Source organism: Ruegeria sp. YTSA219, assembly GCF_059609985.1.
The window spans coordinates 1-16646 of record NZ_JBXWMT010000024.1; the positions used below are offsets into that span (position 1 = coordinate 1).

Consider the following 16646-nt stretch of genomic DNA (forward strand, 5'->3'; position numbering starts at 1 on the left):
ACGGTGAGGTCGAGGCCAAAGTCAAAACCGAAGTCGCAAACCTCTGCGCCAGATTCCCTATCTATCCAAACTTGTAAACTGAAGGACACCAACCCATGAGCTTTCATTCCATCGAACAGGCTCCTGCCCGCCTAAACCGTAGCGAACTCGCCGTGCCTGGCAGCCAACCCGGAATGTTCGAAAAGGCCGCACAATCGGACGTGGATGTCATCTTCCTTGATCTGGAGGACGCCGTCGCGCCGGACGAGAAAGAACAGGCCCGCAAAAACATCATTGAGGCTCTGAACGACATCGACTGGGGCAGCAAGACCATGTCGGTACGTATCAACGGGCTCGACACGCATTACATGTACCGCGACGTGGTGGATGTGGTTGAACAGGCTGGCGAGCGACTTGATCTGATCATGATCCCCAAAGTCGGCACCGCGGCAGATGTCTATGCCGTCGACATGATGGTCACGCAAATCGAGGATGCAAAGGGGTACAAAAAACGCATCGGATTCGAGCATATCATCGAAACTGCGTTAGGGATGCAGAACGTCAGTGAGATCGCGGCGGCGTCGAAGCGTAACGAAAGCCTGCATTTCGGCGTAGCCGACTATGCCGCCTCGACCCGCGCGCGGACGACTATTATCGGCGGTGTTAACCCGGATTATTCCGTTCTGACTGACGCCGATACGGACGGAGGACGCCTGACCCATTGGGGAGATATGTGGCACTATGCGCTTGCCCGCATGGTTGTGGCTGCCCGCGCCAATGGTTTGCGCCCGATCGACGGCCCTTTTGGAGACTTCCAAGACCCGGACGGCTACAAAGCCGCCGCAAAGCGCGCGGCAGTATTAGGCTGCGAGGGCAAATGGGCCATCCATCCCAGCCAGATTTCACTGGCAAACGATGTTATGTCGCCGGGCGACGCCGAAGTCACCAAGGCACAACGCATTCTCGAAGCAATGGCCGAAGCCGAAGCAGCGGGAAAGGGAGCGGTTTCGTTGGATGGCCGCCTGATCGACTATGCTTCGATCCGTCAAGCTGAAGTTATGGTTGAAAAGGCCCGTCAAATCGCAGCAGCATGATCGCCTCATGACTTTACAATCGTCCATGTCTCAACGCGATTGTGCCGCCAACATATTTGCCGAAGCCATAGCTGCGGCAGATCCGGCGGTATCCCTGAGCAGACGGCTGCAATCAGCCCCATTGCCTGCGCCCAAACAGGGTGGGCGCAGCATCCTGATCGCGATTGGCAAAGCGGCCCCAGCCATGATGGCGGAAGCCTTGCAAAACGTTCAGGGTGATCATGTCGCTCTGGCCGTGACCCATTCCGAAAACCAAGCGGTCGTACCCGGTGCAACTGTGTTGAACAGTGCACACCCCGTTCCGGACGAACGGGGCCTCAAAGCCGGTCGGCAGATCATTGATCTGCTCAGCGCAGCACGCGAGCAAGATCAGATCATAGCGCTGATCTCTGGCGGGGGATCGGCCCTGATTCCGGCACCTGTGGACGGATTGTCCCTATCGGATAAGATTGTGGTCAACGAGCTCTTGTTGTCTTCCGGATTGGACATCGTGCACATGAACCTGGTGCGCCAGCATCTGAGCCAGCTCAAGGGCGGAGGGTTTCTGCGACACGGTTCACCTGCACCGGTCACAGCCTATATTCTGTCGGATGTGATCGGAGATGACCTGCGTGCCGTTGCCAGCGGCCCCACTTCTCCACCCATCGGAACCCAAGCCGATGCCCGCAGGATCTGCATTGGGGCTGGCATCTGGAAGCGTCTGCCCCAATCCGTGCGGGACCATCTAGAACACAGCGTTCCTGAACAGACGATAGCAGTTGAAGCGACAAATCATCTGATCGGGTCGAACACGATAAGCCTTGAGGCTGCGCATCGCTGTGCGGCGCAGTTTTGTCGGGCTGAAATTGCCTCCAAAGCACTGACAGGAGACGTGTCCGACGCTGCACGTCAGATTCTGCAAGCGGCCCGTTCTGTGGCTTCCGACCGCCCGGTCGCTCTGCTTTTCGGAGGGGAGACAACCGTCCGGCTGCAGGGTGCGGGTCTTGGTGGGCGCAATCAGGAACTAGCGCTGCGCGTCGCCCAACTGGCGCAATGGGAAGCTATTCCCGGCAACTGGATTTTCCTCAGCGGTGGAACAGATGGCCGTGATGGTCCGACCCCCGCAGCGGGTGCGATTGTGGATGTGGGAACATTCGACCGTATCCGCGATGCGGGGCAAAATCCGTCCACGCTGTTGGCAAACAACGACAGTCACCGGGCATTGGGGCTATCGGGTGATCTTCTGATGACTGGTGCGACCGGAACCAATGTTGCAGATATCCAAGTATTGCTGCTTGGGCCTGATGCTTGAGCGCGCGCTAAGCTTGGCGGGCATCAAGGTTGATATAGCGTCAGAGATGTCGAATTGGAGAGTAATGCCTGAATCCGTCGAGAAAGGTCCGATTCATGCGATAGTCTGATTTCAAAGCCATAAAAGAGGCGTTTGTTCCAATGTCACAGGCGATGTTTTAGGCTCTGACGGAGGGATATAGGCATTATTTTTTGCGGAATGTTTGGCGTTGATCGGCGTGTAAGCATTTGTAATTTTCGTTCTAAAGCTGATTTTTGGAGTAGGGTTTGAACCTTTGGCCTTCAGGACATGGTCCTGACGAGGTGAGATCGTGCAGCAAACAGTCCGGTGGGCTGTTTGTAGATCCGACGGGCGGTTCTGTTGTATTTGGTTGCGGGAGGACGCAAACGCCGTTGTCGAACGCAGTTAAAATGCGTGATGAAAGCGTTTTCTTTTTGAAAGAAGACGTTCCTCTCAATACACTTGTATGACCGCATTGAGCCCAAAGCAGTCGAATTGAAATCGCGACCTTCGCTCATTCAGCAAAACGAGCGCATTAGACACGCGCTGCATCGCAACCTAACATGCGGCCGTTGGTCGTGGCCGCAACGATGTCGGAAAGGCCTATGACCGAGTTGCGGACGAGGTCGACTGCCGAAATCGTTCTATAAAATGCTATTTGCCAGCAACTGATTGCAATAATTTTCCGTTCTCAAGACGAGTAAATCGCGAGGGAAGTTGTCCACTTCGCAATTCTGTCGAAATTGGATATCGAAAACAATGGTCAACCGCCCTGCTTTTCACTTCGACAACGCTGCGCGTGTTTCGGCAAGACCCTCATAAACGGCGTCGACCACAGTTGGGTGCATGTTGTGCCCTTGGAGCCAAGACCTCGGGTCGTTGGCAAGCAGCGGGTCGAGTTCAGCCATTGCATCAAAAGCTGCTTTAGAGGCCTCGGTGTTAGCAAGCTGGTTGTGCGCGATGGCAAGCATCGCCTGACCGAACGACCACCCATCGATGGCAGCCCTGTCTGCGTTTGCGAGCATTTCTGGCCAGTCCTTTTTGAGCAAACTGTCAGCGGTTAGCACGTGATAGTAAAATGGCGGCGGCGCGACCGACGCATCGATGGCCCGGCGCATGGTTGGTGCTGCCTCTGAAAAACGGCCGGCGATCGCGTATCGGATGGCAAGGTTGGCGACCGCTGCCGGATCGTTCGGGTTCACCTCTACCGCTTTTCGCACATAGTCTATCGAACGCTCCATATCGCCAGCGTATTGCTCAACATGCGACATCGCCTGGAGTGCGTCGGTATCTTGCGGGTCCAGATCGAGCGCGCGAGTCGCGGCGTCGCGCGCCAGATCAAATGCCGCCTCTCTCGACAGGTCGGTCTCATGTCCGAAACGGGCTGCATCGTTGCGAACATATGCAAGCATGGCCCAGGCGCGGGCATAGTCAGGGTCTTCGAGAACAGTCGCTTCCAGACATTCCCGTACTGCCGGATACTCATCGCGGTGGTAGGTGCGCCGGTAAATCTGCGCACTCGCCACACAGGAAAAGCCCCGCAAACTGTGATCGTTCGGATTATCGAGCCGCGTTCCGCGCACGTCGCGTAGCACATAGCCGTGCTGTTGCCCGATGCGAGATGCGAATTGTGACGCAATTTTTTCCTGAATGCCGGTGATGCTGAGGCCTTGGGTACCTTCTATGAAACGCTCACTCCACAAAACCTGTGCATCAGCGGCGCGGATCAGACTTGCGCGAACGTAAAGCAAACCGTCTTCCCGCCACACGCTGCCCTGCATTGTCTTTGCCCCCTAGAATTGGGCCACTACTTTGGCCGAGAAGGGGGAACAAGAGATGGCTCGGAAGCGATACTCGGACGAAGACATTCTGAAGCTGCTGCGTGAGATTGAACTGAAGCTGGCAGATGGCGACGATGTTCGGACAGCCTGTCGTGGTGTTGGTGTCAGCGATGCGACCTACTACAATTGGCGGCGTCGGTTCGGTGGCATGGGCAAGTCGCAACTGTCGGAGTTGCGCAGCCTGGAGAAAGAAAATGCCCGGCTGAAGAAGATCGTGGCCGAACTGGAACTGGACAAGCTGATCCTCAAAGAAAGTCTGAACTACCTAAAACCGAGGGCCTGACGACGAGCCAACTTCGTCAGGCCGTCATTCATGCTCGCCAGAAGCTTGGCACATCAGAGCGTCGCACCTGCAAGGTGGTCGGCCTTGCACGCAGCTCCATGCAATACCAGGCCGTAGAGAAGAACGATGATGCTCTTCGACTGGCCATGATCCGTCTGGCCAAGAGCTATGGCCGGTATGGCTACCGTAAGGTGGCGCAGCTGCTTCGGGTTGAGGGCTGGCGTGTCAATCACAAGAAGGTAGAACGGCTGTGGCGGGAGGAAGGTCTGCAACTCCCGCAGCGGCACAAGAAGAAGCGTCGCCTGTACCACAAGGACAGTTCGATCATTCGGCTCCGACCGACGCATCCCAACCATGTCTGGAGCGTCGATTTCGTTCACGACAAGCTGAGCAATGGGCGGAGCTACAAGATGCTCACGGTTCTGGATGAATACACCCGCCAGGCGCTTGCAGTGGAAGTTCGGACCCGCATGGGTTCTGAAGATGTGCTGGAGGTTCTCTACGGGCTGTTCCTGCGCCACGGAAAGCCTGATTTCGTTCGAAGCGATAACGGCCCAGAGTTCTCTTCACGAGCAACCCAGAGTTGGCTCGAGAAGGTCGGTGTGAACCCGATCCGGATCTACCCGGGGCTCTCCCTGGGAAAACGGATACAACGAGAGGTTCAATGGAACGCTCCGCCGCGAGGTTCTCAATTCCGAATGGTTCACAACGACCAAGCAGGCACAGATCGTGATCAATTGCTGGCTCAGGCAATACAACCACACCCGACCCCATCAGGCCCTCAACATGCGCCCACCAGTCCCCGAAACTCTAGTCCGAAATGGCCCAGAACATGGGGGCTAGACAACAAACGTTGGGCATACGACGAAGTGGGCTTTTGTGCGCAGGCGCATTCTGCGCGGTTGCACCTGCACCCGGTCGAATTGCGCGCTTTGCAATCGAGTTATCCTTTGAGCCGTTCTACCACCTGAACCAACACCAAGGCAAAGCGCTTCAGAACCCACTTATGCGTTCTATGAGCCAGTACATCGATACCGACCCGATGCCATAGGCTGTAATCACAGTCGCCCTTTGGCTAACTGGACGTGCCATCAATCGCCAGATCGCGACAAGAAGTGCCAAGGCCCCGACAAAACTCAACTGGCCGGCCTCGACGCCCAGGTTGAAGGCAAGCAAGGCTGCAGGAATATCGTTTGAGGGTAGTCCGATATCGGCCAAAGCGCCTGCAAAACCAAGGCCATGCAAAAGCCCAAACCCGAAACAAACGACCCGGGGCTTCTGCTTTGAAAGTCGGAAACGCCCGTCTCCAACCTTAACAATTTCCATCGCCAGAAAAACAATAGAAAGCGCAATGATGGCCTCGACCGGCGGACCAGGGACATTCAGAAAACCAAGCGTTGCCAATGCCAGTGTTATTGAATGCGCCAGTGTGAATGCTGTGACTGCTCCCACCAGTCTCCACGGATCGCGGACCAGAACAAACAACGCGAAGACAAACAGCAGATGATCCCAACCTTCCAGTATGTGTTCAAAACCCAACTGGAAATACGCGGTGAAAACAGACCATGTGGTCTGTTCAGAAGGTATGTTCTGAACGGCTGTCTCTGGTGTGAACCGAAGCGTCGTGGGCTCAGCCTGCAGGGGCTGCACTCGGACCAATACGTCGTTCTTTTGAACCTCCAGACCTTCTATCTGGATGGGTTGGCCCGCAATATCCCCGCGGCACTCGATAACCCAGGAAGAAACCCATGTTCTGCCATCGGAAATTGGGGTAGGGCCGCGCGCCGGGGTGCAACCATCCGGCGCCATGACATCAATCGCCATGGGTTGACCATTCACATCGGGTTTTCGCCAATGAACGCTCCAGGTGTCCGATGTGATTTGGCGAATTTCCAAGTACCCCGGATCAAGCGCATGCGCCGAGGCATTTCCTGCAACCCACGCAATCAGCAAGGCAAACAGTAGGCCAAATACAGCTTTCATTTGGTTTGACCTGAGAGAGCGGGCACTATGATCTCATAGTTGGCAGCAAGAATCTCATATTGCGCCTGCGCCAGATCTTCGCTCATCACGCGACGCCAATCCCGCAGCACGGCATCGTGAATTTCTGACAATGGGGGTATTTGGCTAGGTTCGATGTCTTGCACCTGAACCAGATGGACTCCGTAACCCGACTGGATCGGGCCAGCCCACTGACCTTTATCCAATGTTGTAAGACCCTTGGAAAAGCCAGATCCAAAGACCGAGTCTATCACTCTGGTCGCAGTCAAGGGCATAGATGCGGGCAGCAGTGTCGAGGCGCCCAGGTCGGAAACCTCATCTCCCGCGCGCAGGGCGGCCAATACCCCCTCGACTTCAGCTTTGTTTGGCTCCTCACCAATAAAGACCTGAATGAAGGCCAGCTTGCTGGGCGTCGCATAGCGCTCCGAGTTGTTTTGCAAAAAGGCCTCTAAATCTTCGTCTTCCGGAACAACAGACGTGGCGATCGCTTCGGTCAGGAAATCCATTTTTTGACTGAGACGAGACCGGATCACAGAGTCTCCGCGATCAAGGCCAAGCTTTCTTGCTTCTCTGACCAGTACCTCTTCGCGAATTGTTGCATCGGTCAAAGCTTGCAGCTCGGCACCGCTTGGGCGCCGTTTCCACCGTGCTTCAAACTGATCAGACAAAAGCGCGATATCGTTTTCGTCGATTGTTATTGTCCCAAAATCTTCGACAGTCTCGTTTTCCGGCGCAACCATTTGGAACCAAATGAAAATAGCTGCTCCAATCAGGAAGAAATGGAACAGGGGTTCTTTCAATATTCGCATGAAAGCTCCTGCATGAAACGCGCTCCGGTTTTACATATCGATGCTGACATCAGTCGATTGAGCATTGCAAGAAAATCAACGCGACGCACAAATCAATCGTCTGGTGAATGGGCCGAGGTAAAGGCTTCTACCTCGGTTGCCAACGCCGTGGTCGGCAGTGTTACTCTGCCGGTGTATACCAAATCGGGGAAGAGTAAGCGCGTTCCTGATGTGTGAGCACCGCGTCTTCGGGCAATTCGGCGCCAAATCTCAGCTTATCGTAAAGAATCCAACGCGGTGTTGGAATTTCGATCGCGCGTAGGTAATAAAATGCGCGTGCGTTTGGATCGAATTCAGGATCAGACCAAACGGTTACAAGTTCGGCAGTTCCAATCGTGTTGGTCCAACTGGCGGTTTCAACATCTACTGTGTTTCCAACCGCAGGGATCTTGCCGTTTTGGTCAGCAACACGGTTGTCCGACCACGCCACATCGTAAACCTTTTCCTGCAAGGCCCCTTCAGAATCCAGCCAACCCTTTACCACCTGCACGCGATCCAGATTGGCACCAACCGGGTCGCGTAGTGCAGCGATCAGGAATGCGGGCGCACCTTCACCCTCGCGAGGTCGCAGATCCGAGCCCATCGGAACACCTTTGGTGTAGCCCACATCTGCAAGGAAGCGTGTTTCAACATCCGCGTCACTGAAACCCCAACCGCCAAAGAACCGCAGGCCGATCCGAGGTCCGGTGGTTGCATAGGTTTCGCGTCGCTTGAACGCATCGAAGATTGCAGCGCGAGTATTATCGGTCGCCCAAACTGCCGTGTATCCCGATGCGACAAGAAGGTCGCCAGGAATTTCGCCAAGGTCATTGGCGATGAAAGGATGCTTTATTCTCGTGGCCGATGGTTCAACGCTGACGGATTTTCCAAAGAAGTTGTCTTCTTCGGCAGTTGCCAGAGACGTATGGCTGTCCGTTGCTCCGCCCATGCCAAACTTATATGGGTTAACGCCGAACTTTTCTTCTAACAACAAACCGCGCTTCAAAGCTTCTCGGGCGTATTCTCCAGCCAGCATGTCATCGGTTTTCAGCTCGGTTATGTCGAGGTTGCCGACGTCCCAGTTTTCGTAATCCGCGAATTCATCATCCGGACTCAGGAAGGGGTGCGCTTCACCGTCGCCCTTGATCTGAGTGACTTCGTAGTGGGGTTCCCATTTGGCGCGGGCGGCCACATATTCCTCGTCGACCTTGCCACCGTGATAGGTGTCTTCTGTCGGGAACATCCACCCGTTCGAAAGGTTGCCGTTATGGGCGAAAGCTACCGCCCGACCGCCCGTTTTTTCTTGATAGTCTTCCAGCCATGCATATAGCGCCTTTGGGTCGGTATCACCAAAGGGTGGTTGCGTGACCGGCGGCACCATCTGAAGCGCCCTGATCGGCCCATCACGCAGCATGACGTTTCGATGCAGATTGAAACCCTTGGGTACAGAGGTCCATTCGAATCCGATGAACGCCGTGAAATTGCCGGGGTCGTTATGTTCTTCCGCAGCCAGAACGATTTGCTCCCAAGTAAAAGCAAAAGCGTCAGCACCCGGGCTGTAAGATTCCAGAAGAACTTCTGGCAGGGTCATTTGCGAAAAGTTGGTGATGATGTCGAACGCCGCTTTGCCGGCCTCTTCGCCACCTGCCTTGTAACCTTCGTACCATTCCAATCCTTTTGGATCCGCAAGAACGCCCGGCTTACCAGCCTGAAGGTCCGGGGCAAATCCCATCAGGTCAGTGTGATCCGTGAGAACCATCCAGTCGAGAGGCCGGGCCAGTCTTACTGGTTGACCCGTGGATGAAATGACCTGCTCACCTTTTGCAAAGCGCCAAGCTTCATCAGGTAACAGTGTGTTCCCGAAAGCACCTGCATCCAGCGAAAGTCCGGTGTGAAGATGCGAGTCTCCCCACAGCGGGCGCTCAGGGAAAGTCCGGTTCGCATATGGAGAATACGGCTGCTTTGAGAACAAGCCTTCCGCCGCTTCTTCGCTAGGAACAGCGTCGGCAAAGACCGTCGATGATGCCAGCCCCAGTGAGATAGAATAAACAAAAGCTCGAAGCATATTGACCTCCCAACTCAAGATCGCCCGGTGGTGCCGGTGACTTACATCTCAAGAATTAATATTCCTATTTCTCTATATAACATCAATTTTCCATTTGTGGGAATACTCAGCTCTCGGCTTTGTCACGATGATGCAAGTAGGAGTGTGGCTGCCGAAGTTGGTCTGAAAATGACTCGATAAGTCATAGCCTCGATTGTTGGGCTCAACATTGAGAACGGAAGCTTTGGAGAAATTGCGGTTTGAATTGGCGAATGTCCATCGTGAGCCATGTATGCACTTTAGCAAAGTCGGCATAGCTGCGCTTAGATGACATTCTTGGCTATCGCGGTCTGGATCATTTTGGGCTCTCCTTAAACCTATGCCGCGACTTGCACCGAGGGCCGCTCTGGTACGAAACGACTTTTGCGGCACGCGTGTGAACAGACAAAACGCGGGACAATCCGGACACTTGGATGAATGGCGACGACGCCCATTTCAGCACATCGTTCCGGTCGGCTAGGCAACGACCGCCGAGGTCACGACAGACGGAATTGGCACGTCCCATTCAGGACCCACACCGTGCTTTGCCAGAACTTTGGCCACAGCCGCCACTCGGATTGCGGCCAAATTCGTTGTAGGTTGAGGGCGCAAAAGGGCGCCACCTCGGGCCGTTTCTTCAAGAAAGAAAACGAACTGTGCGCCCGGATCACTAACCTGCCATTTCGACGCGACGATGGTTTGATGGCAATCTGAAAAACCGGCCTTGGCGAGTACGGGAAAGGCGATAGTCGGATCGGCATAATCATTTGCCCCGGGACCCGGTGGCAAGGCAATCTCTGGCGACCCGTGTTCCTCAATGGCGCCAAAAACATAACCCAGCGCAGTGTCAAATTCGGGCCCGCACCACACCGAATACGCCAGCCGACCGCCGTCGCGCAAAACACGGCGAACTTCTGCCAACACTTTCGGGGGGTCCGGCATATGCGGCATTCCAAAGCCAATTGTTACAGCGTCAAACGTATTGTCTTCAAAGCTCAAGGCCAACGCATCGCCTTCAACGAACTGAGCCTGTGGCACCGCCAGCCGCGCCATCTCAAGCATGGCGGGTGAGAAATCAAGGCCCGTTACGCGAGCACCTGTGTTGAAAAGGCCTGCGGATACATTGCCATGTCCGCAGCACAAATCGAGCACACGAGTGTCCGGTCCAGCACAAACCGCAGCGACCAGGTGTGGGACAACCATGTCCGCCGCCTTGGCAAACACCTCGGCATAGGACTGTGCCACATCGCACTTGGCCCATTCGCGCCTTTCGAGGGCGGCAAATGTGTCCTGTTCCTGATTGTCAGGCATCCAACATCTCCTCAGTCGCCACGTTTTGGAGGACCGCCGAAAGGGGCAAATTGTCAAGTTCGCCAAGTGAAATGGGCATTCGCCGTCATTTGCGGGTAGGTTGCTTTGGGTGCACGCGCTCGACGCGTTTGAGGATCGAAACCGGTGACAGGGCGGTGTGGTTCGCTGCATTACGGGCAAGTTCCGGGCCCTCGTAGATCATTCCCCGGTCCATTCAGGCATCGGTTCTTTGCGGGTGAAGGCCCCGATACCGGCCTCGGCATCTTTGGCCATCATGTTTTCCGCCATCGTGCGACCGGCAAAGGCGTAGGCCTCTTCCAGCGGCATTTCGAGCTGTTCGTAATAGGCACGCTTGCCGATCTTGACGGCGGACGGCGATTTGTCGGCAATGATCCAAGCCATTTCTGTGGATGCCGCTTCCAGTTCCGCCAAGGGCACCACGCGGTTGACCAACCCCATTTCGGCGACGCGGGCTGCGGGCAAGAATTCCCCCAAAAGCAACATTTCCATCGCCAGCTTGCGCGGCACATTGCGCGAAAGCGCGACCATCGGGGTTGAGCAAAATAGCCCGATATTCACGCCCGATGTTGCGAAAGTTGCGTTGTCGGCGGCCACCGCCAGATCACAGGACGCAACAAGCTGACACCCCGCCGCTGTGGCAATCCCTTTGACCTCGGCGATTACAGGTTGCGGCAAGCGCACCACCCGAAGCATCATCGCCGAACACGTCGCAAACAGGTCTTGGAAATACTGAAACCCACCGTCGGCATCCGCCCGGCGCGCCGACACTTCTTTGAGGTTATGACCCGCGCAAAAGTGATTGCCGCCGGTACGCAAGATCACTGCTTTGACACTGCGATCTTCTGCGATTTCGTCAAATGTGTCAGACAGAGCGCGTAGCATCGCCTCTGACAACGCATTAATCGACTTGGGCGCGTTCAGAGTCAGAACGGTAACGCCATCGATGTCAGCCCGCAGGATCAAATCATCGTTTTGCATTTCGCCCTCATAGGCCATTGAGTGGAACTTTCAGCATAGGTGCGCCGCTTTCGTCGCACGGGATTTCGCCGGCCCGCATATTCACTTGCAGGGACGGTATGATCAGTTTGGGCATCGCCAGCTGCGCGTCACGCTCCGTCCGGAACTTGATGAAATCTTCGCGCGATTTGCCAGCACCCACATGGATGTTGTCGGCACGTTGCTGGCCAATTGTGGTCTCCCACGCGATGGCGCGCCCACCGGGGCCATAGTCGTGGCAGATGAACAGGCGCATCTCGCCCGGCAGGCTCAGCACGGTTTGGATAGAATCGTAAAGCTGCCCTGCATCACCACCCGGAAAGTCTGCGCGGGCTGAGCCGCCGTCAGGCATAAAGAGCGTGTCACCGGCAAAGGCGGCGTCGCCAATCACATGCACCATGCAGGCTGGTGTGTGGCCCGGCGTGGCAATCACAAAGGCCGTCATTTCGCCAATGGTGTAGGTGTCACCATCCTCGAACAAAGCATCAAACTGCGACCCGTCGCGTTGAAATTCCGTGCCTTCGTTGAAGATTTTGCCGAAGGTGTCCTGAATTTCGATGATGCCTGCACCAACGCCAATTTTGCCACCCAGCCTATCCTGAATTTAGGGTGCAGCAGACAGGTGATCGGCATGGACATGGGTTTCAATGATCCACTCCACCGACAAGCCTTGTGACTGGATGGCGTCGATCAAAGCGATCGGCACTGTCGTAAGTGATCCGCCCGGCGGCGTAATCCATATCCAGAACGCTGTCGATTATTGCACAGGCGTTAGATGCGGGGTCTTTCACGACATAAGAAATCGTGTTGCAGGCAGGATCAAAGAACCCTTCGACACTAGGCTTTGCTGCCATATTGAGATTTGGGAAATTTGTTGAAGGTTCCATGATTTATTCCAGCGCGCCCCCGGCCTTTTTCCAGGCGCCAACGCCTCCGGTCAGGTTCACAACGGGCGACAGTCCCATATCCATGGCCACCACCGCCGCCATGGCAGAACGCCCACCCGATGCGCAATAGAACACGTAAGTCTTATCTTGACTGAACTCCGGCTTGTGCGCAGGACTTTCCGGGTCGATGTGGAATTCCATCATGCCGCGCGACGATGCGACAGCACCCTCAATGACGCCGGTTTTGGCCTATTCCGTACCATCGCGCTGATCGACAGAAACGTGATCGAGCGAGCCTACCAAGGCCAATGCCTCTTCGGCACTGATCGCAGGCACCGCTTTCGTGGCCACCTTTACGATGTCTTTCGCGCTTTTGGTGATCGTCTGAGCCATGTTTGGTTTCCTTTTTCGATTGGTTTTGAGCCAGTCCAATAGTGCGTCGAGCGGCCAATTTATGGCACCGCTACAGCCGTATGCGCAGGCAGAGGCCACATGAGTTTCTGTGCCGCTCTCAGTCAAATTGCGAGATCAAGACGGGGCTTCCAGAACGGGCGGAACAGCTCGATCTTGGGGCAGCGGTTCATCACCACCTTCAGCCCCGCTTCTTCGGCAAGCGCGGCCGCGCGGTCATCATAAACGCCGATTTGGCCCCAAAGCACCTTGGCGCCGATTGCAATGGCTTTCTCGGTGATCGCGTAAAGTTCCTCTTTCGGGCGGAAGACCTCGACCATATCCACGGGCCGGTCGATCTCTTCCAGCGAATGAACGACAGGTATGCCGCGAATTTCGATCAGCTTTGGGTTTGGATTGACAGGGATCATGTCATAGCCCGTTTCGTGCAGCACACGCAGCACGCCATAGCTGAACTTGGTCTTGTCGCCACTGGCCCCCACCATCGCAATGGTTTTGACCGAACGCAGGATGTCCGCCAGATATTCGGGCGCGTAATCATACAGGTGATCGATGTCAGCTTCGGGCATTTAAGCCTCCTTAGGGGTCGCGATATCCGCCTTCAGCTCATGCGGCTCCAGCGGATCAAGGAAGGGGTTGCGATAAAGTTTGTCGTGGCTTTCGACGCCGATTTCCAATATGCAATCGCTCACCGCGCGGGCCACACACAGCAGAACATAGCCATTGTTGATCTGGCGATTGTTCAACGCCACTTGCCTGCGCTGATCCACTTCGCCAGCTGTCAGTTTGGCCGCACAGGTGATGCAGCCGCCGTATTTGCAGCCATAGGGCAGATCGACTCCCTGTTCGCGTAAAGCGTCCAGCAACGGACGGCGGGCGTCGACCTGATAGGTCGCATCATCGCGGTTGGCGATTGTGATTGTGCGGGTTTCGCTCACAGCCAGATGTCGCTTGTACAATCGCCACCGGGATAGCGGGTTTCATGGCAGCGGCTTGGTCCGTTTGGCTCTTTGCCAAAATCAACAACGAAATCTTCGTTGATTTTCATACCGCCATTTTCGACATCACAGTCGATCATCAGCATGACACCGCCCCGGGTGCGAATTTCCGGATAGAACTGGTTGTCCCAGGTCGAGAACAGCGAGGTCGTGACATAAAGCCGTTTGCCATCAAGCGAGAGCTGATACATTTGCGGCCCGCCTGCCACTTTGACGCCATTGACCTCGGGCGCTTTGCCCAAAAGCCCGCCCATCCAAACCTGCCCGGTCAAAACAGGATTATGCGGGTCAGAGATGTCGTACTGGCGCATATCGCCGTGCAACCAGTTATTGAGGTAAAGGTATTTGTCGTCCATCGATACAAGGATGGCCGACATCACACCGGGCACGGGAATAGGCCATTCGGGATGCGGTTCATTCTCCACATCAATGATCTTTTCCCATTCCCATTTCCCAGCTTCGGACTTCCAGAAATGGATGACATTGGCGCTAAGCGCGGCACCGCAGAACCCATGTGTACTGTCAGGATCATGCAGAAACTTTACCTCCAGCGGGATCAGGCCGTCTTCGCCGAGATACATCGTCTCGACCGGCACCTTTTTCTCAAAATCCCAGATGTGCAGGCGGCGACCGTATTTCAGGTGGCCCACTTCTTCCAAATCAAACCCTGGCATGAATGTGTTGGGTGCGGCCCATTCGGAACTGACCATCACGTTATGGCGCGGCTGGTACCAGAAGTCATAACCAAACGGGATATCGCCCATTGAGTTTTCCCAACGACCAACGATCTCGAATTCTTTGTTGAGGTGCAGATAACCACCGGGCGCTTCGCCCTGTGCGTCACCTAAGAAGGAAATGATGATCTCAGAGCCCAAACAATGCACGGTGTGTGGGCCGCTCAGATTGGTTTTTGACTTGATCTCGGCCCCGTCAATCACCTTATGAAGGCGCGGAGCAAACGGGTCCGTCGCGGTGTCGATCACATGGATATTGTTGGACCGCACGCCTGGCACCAGCAGGTATTTACGGCTCATGCCCGCGTCGTCGTGGCAGGAAGAACAGGCATTCCAGCCCATGTGATGCAATTCATCCCCGATGCCGGGCATCTCTAAGCGATGGATGACTTGTGAATAGGTCGGGCTTTCCGGGTCGGCGTCCACGGTGGCTAGGTAGTCCGGCTTTTGAATGCCGGTGCCGGTGTAGATGGCAATTGTGTACAAGAGTTTTTCACGCGGCGCTTTGATCGCCTCGGCAGGGCTTGCATACCCCGGGCCACAACATGCTCCGTCCATCTTCACATTCCTCCCTTGCGATCATTTGAAGATTCTCGTAAATCGATAAAAAGATTCTCGCAAGGTAAAAATATGCATCTGGAACGCCTGACATTCATCCTCGAAGTTGTTGGACAAAAGGGCGAGACTACAGTGGCCGAGATTTGCGCTCATTCTGACCTGCCTAAGCCGTCTGCCTACCGGTTGGTGCAGGACCTCGTCGGTGTGGGTCTACTGGAACCTGTTGCCCGTGGTACATTCACAATCGGCTCCCGCCTGAAGCGGATCACGAAAAGTGACCACTCTGACCGCGCACTGCTAGAGGTGATTGCGCCTGCGCTAAAGCAAGCCGCTAAACAATATGGCACCGCATTTTTCCTGTCCCGTCTGCGCGGAAAATCCGTGGAAATTATTCACGTTGAAACACCTGACACTGGGGTCTCCTATCTCCATCCTGGTTTGGGGAAACGACCCTTGCATGCCTGTTCCTGCTCTAAGGCCGTTGCTGCATTCTCACCCGACTTGTTTTTGACCAGCGAAATGGAAGGCCGGCTGCGCGCCTACACCGAATTCACCCTGACAAACGTGCAGGACTTGGAAGCCGAGTTTGACACCATTCGCAATCGCGGCTTCGCAGAATGCGTGGAAGAGATTGAGCGCGGCATGTGTTCGGTGGCAGCTCCCCTTGCGCCAAGCGGGCCAGGTTCCACGATGTCCATCGGTGCAACCGGATCGGTACGGGTCTTTACGCCAGCGTTCCGCGAAAAACTTGGTCCCCAGATCTCCCTTATTGCGCGTGAAATGTCTGCATATTTGGGTTGGGACGCGGCGCAGGATGCCAAAATATCAGGCTAACTTTTAGGTGGTCTTCGAATGTGGGCCACTTCTAAATCTGATCTGAACTGACCTCCGCTCCACACAAACAAAAATGCAACGCCGAACGTTCGAACGTCTCGCAGCATTCAGAAGAAAGGGCTCGGTGCAGTCATCTGACAAAAATCGTCGGATGTCCAAGGCGCGATCTTAGGCGGACATTCATTGATCGGAACTCGCTAAAAAACCATGCCGTTCAAAGACTAGTGTCAGACATTTCTCCTGCGCCCGATTTGACGATATCCATCTCATCTGAGGCATAGGGTTTAAGCAGTTCAAAGGCCTCCGCAGCGCTGCCATCCAACCAGACCTCATAGTCACAAGGATGGAGTATGACCCGCATTCTCTGCGGATGTATCGGACGCACAATGTCATTCGCTGAGGTGGTTAACTTCGCCGCGTTTGCTTCCACGGTGCTTTCAGTTGTGATGGCGCAACGCAAAAGCCCGCTCTGGCACGGTGTGTAATATATTGATATT

17 protein-coding genes and 1 pseudogene are annotated in these 16646 nt (G+C 55.2%); 5 read left to right on the forward strand and 13 right to left on the reverse strand.

Features of this window, described 5'->3' with window-relative positions; all coding sequences use genetic code 11:
- Positions 1 to 95 precede the first annotated feature (95 nt).
- Both AC2FFB_RS19600 and AC2FFB_RS19605 read left to right on the forward strand, forming a co-directional pair.
- Positions 96 to 1073, forward strand: a complete 978-nt coding sequence (locus AC2FFB_RS19600) for an HpcH/HpaI aldolase/citrate lyase family protein (protein WP_142640422.1) — start codon at positions 96 to 98, stop codon at positions 1071 to 1073.
- Between the two features lie 7 nt (positions 1074 to 1080).
- Positions 1081 to 2364, forward strand: coding sequence for a glycerate kinase type-2 family protein (locus tag AC2FFB_RS19605; protein WP_496824931.1), 1284 nt, complete (start codon positions 1081 to 1083; stop codon positions 2362 to 2364).
- A gap of 779 nt (positions 2365 to 3143) precedes the next feature.
- Here the strand turns inward: AC2FFB_RS19605 and AC2FFB_RS19610 are convergent.
- Positions 3144 to 4145 (reverse strand): hypothetical protein, encoded by a 1002-nt coding sequence (locus AC2FFB_RS19610; protein ID WP_496694677.1) that lies wholly within the window; start codon positions 4143 to 4145, stop codon positions 3144 to 3146.
- A 55-nt stretch (positions 4146 to 4200) separates the two neighbouring features.
- On the opposite strand from AC2FFB_RS19610, the gene AC2FFB_RS19615 reads away from it, so the two are divergent.
- Positions 4201 to 4488 carry a transposase gene (locus AC2FFB_RS19615; RefSeq protein WP_171127984.1) on the forward strand — a complete coding sequence of 96 codons (288 nt, stop codon included), beginning with the start codon at positions 4201 to 4203 and terminating at the stop codon, positions 4486 to 4488.
- Positions 4489 to 4514: 26 nt separating this feature from the next.
- Positions 4515 to 5459: a DDE-type integrase/transposase/recombinase gene (locus AC2FFB_RS19620; protein WP_496875340.1), complete on the forward strand. Its 945-nt coding sequence runs from the start codon at positions 4515 to 4517 to the stop codon at positions 5457 to 5459.
- 22 nt (positions 5460 to 5481) lie between these two features.
- On the opposite strand, the gene AC2FFB_RS19625 is transcribed toward AC2FFB_RS19620, so the two are convergent.
- The 11 genes and pseudogenes from AC2FFB_RS19625 to AC2FFB_RS19675 all read right to left on the reverse strand — a co-directional run bounded on the left by AC2FFB_RS19625 (position 5482) and on the right by AC2FFB_RS19675 (position 15315).
- Positions 5482 to 6471: a HupE/UreJ family protein gene (locus AC2FFB_RS19625; protein ID WP_496875333.1), complete on the reverse strand. Its 990-nt coding sequence runs from the start codon at positions 6469 to 6471 to the stop codon at positions 5482 to 5484.
- Positions 6468 to 7298, reverse strand: a complete 831-nt coding sequence (locus AC2FFB_RS19630) for a peptidyl-prolyl cis-trans isomerase (protein WP_496875334.1) — start codon at positions 7296 to 7298, stop codon at positions 6468 to 6470. Before AC2FFB_RS19630 ends, AC2FFB_RS19625 begins: the two co-directional genes overlap by 4 nt.
- A 160-nt stretch (positions 7299 to 7458) precedes the next feature.
- Positions 7459 to 9381 (reverse strand): DUF3604 domain-containing protein, encoded by a 1923-nt coding sequence (locus tag AC2FFB_RS19635; protein ID WP_496791987.1) that lies wholly within the window; start codon positions 9379 to 9381, stop codon positions 7459 to 7461.
- A 495-nt stretch (positions 9382 to 9876) separates the two neighbouring features.
- A complete protein-coding gene (locus AC2FFB_RS19640; protein WP_496875335.1) occupies positions 9877 to 10710 on the reverse strand; it encodes a class I SAM-dependent methyltransferase in 834 nt (277 codons plus the stop codon).
- A gap of 198 nt (positions 10711 to 10908) precedes the next feature.
- Positions 10909 to 11709 carry an enoyl-CoA hydratase gene (locus AC2FFB_RS19645; RefSeq protein WP_496875336.1) on the reverse strand — a complete coding sequence of 267 codons (801 nt, stop codon included), beginning with the start codon at positions 11707 to 11709 and terminating at the stop codon, positions 10909 to 10911.
- A gap of 7 nt (positions 11710 to 11716) precedes the next feature.
- Positions 11717 to 12614 (reverse strand): annotated as a pseudogene (locus AC2FFB_RS19650) (MBL fold metallo-hydrolase).
- 3 nt (positions 12615 to 12617) lie between these two features.
- Positions 12618 to 12848 (reverse strand): rhodanese-like domain-containing protein, encoded by a 231-nt coding sequence (locus AC2FFB_RS19655; RefSeq protein WP_345742134.1) that lies wholly within the window; start codon positions 12846 to 12848, stop codon positions 12618 to 12620.
- Between the two features lie 15 nt (positions 12849 to 12863).
- Positions 12864 to 13007 (reverse strand): hypothetical protein, encoded by a 144-nt coding sequence (locus tag AC2FFB_RS19660; protein ID WP_496875337.1) that lies wholly within the window; start codon positions 13005 to 13007, stop codon positions 12864 to 12866.
- Positions 13008 to 13129: 122 nt separating this feature from the next.
- Complete coding sequence (locus tag AC2FFB_RS19665) at positions 13130 to 13594, reverse strand: CoA-binding protein (protein WP_142640390.1); 465 nt, start codon at positions 13592 to 13594, stop codon at positions 13130 to 13132.
- Entirely contained in the window at positions 13595 to 13963 is a 369-nt protein-coding gene (locus AC2FFB_RS19670; protein WP_142640391.1) for a 2Fe-2S iron-sulfur cluster-binding protein, read from the reverse strand.
- Positions 13960 to 15315, reverse strand: coding sequence for a selenium-binding family protein (locus AC2FFB_RS19675; protein WP_496875338.1), 1356 nt, complete (start codon positions 15313 to 15315; stop codon positions 13960 to 13962). The genes AC2FFB_RS19670 and AC2FFB_RS19675 overlap by 4 nt, the downstream gene beginning before the upstream one ends.
- Here AC2FFB_RS19675 and AC2FFB_RS19680 point away from each other — a divergent pair.
- The gene (locus tag AC2FFB_RS19680; protein WP_496875339.1) at positions 15205 to 16149 is read left to right on the forward strand and encodes an IclR family transcriptional regulator; all 945 of its coding nucleotides are present in this window, start codon (positions 15205 to 15207) and stop codon (positions 16147 to 16149) included. The two genes, AC2FFB_RS19675 and AC2FFB_RS19680, sit on opposite strands and share 111 nt — an antisense overlap.
- 214 nt (positions 16150 to 16363) lie before the next feature.
- Here the strand turns inward: AC2FFB_RS19680 and AC2FFB_RS19685 are convergent.
- On the reverse strand, positions 16364 to 16646 hold a 283-nt coding region (locus AC2FFB_RS19685; protein WP_496690605.1), incomplete at its 5' end, for an SOS response-associated peptidase family protein.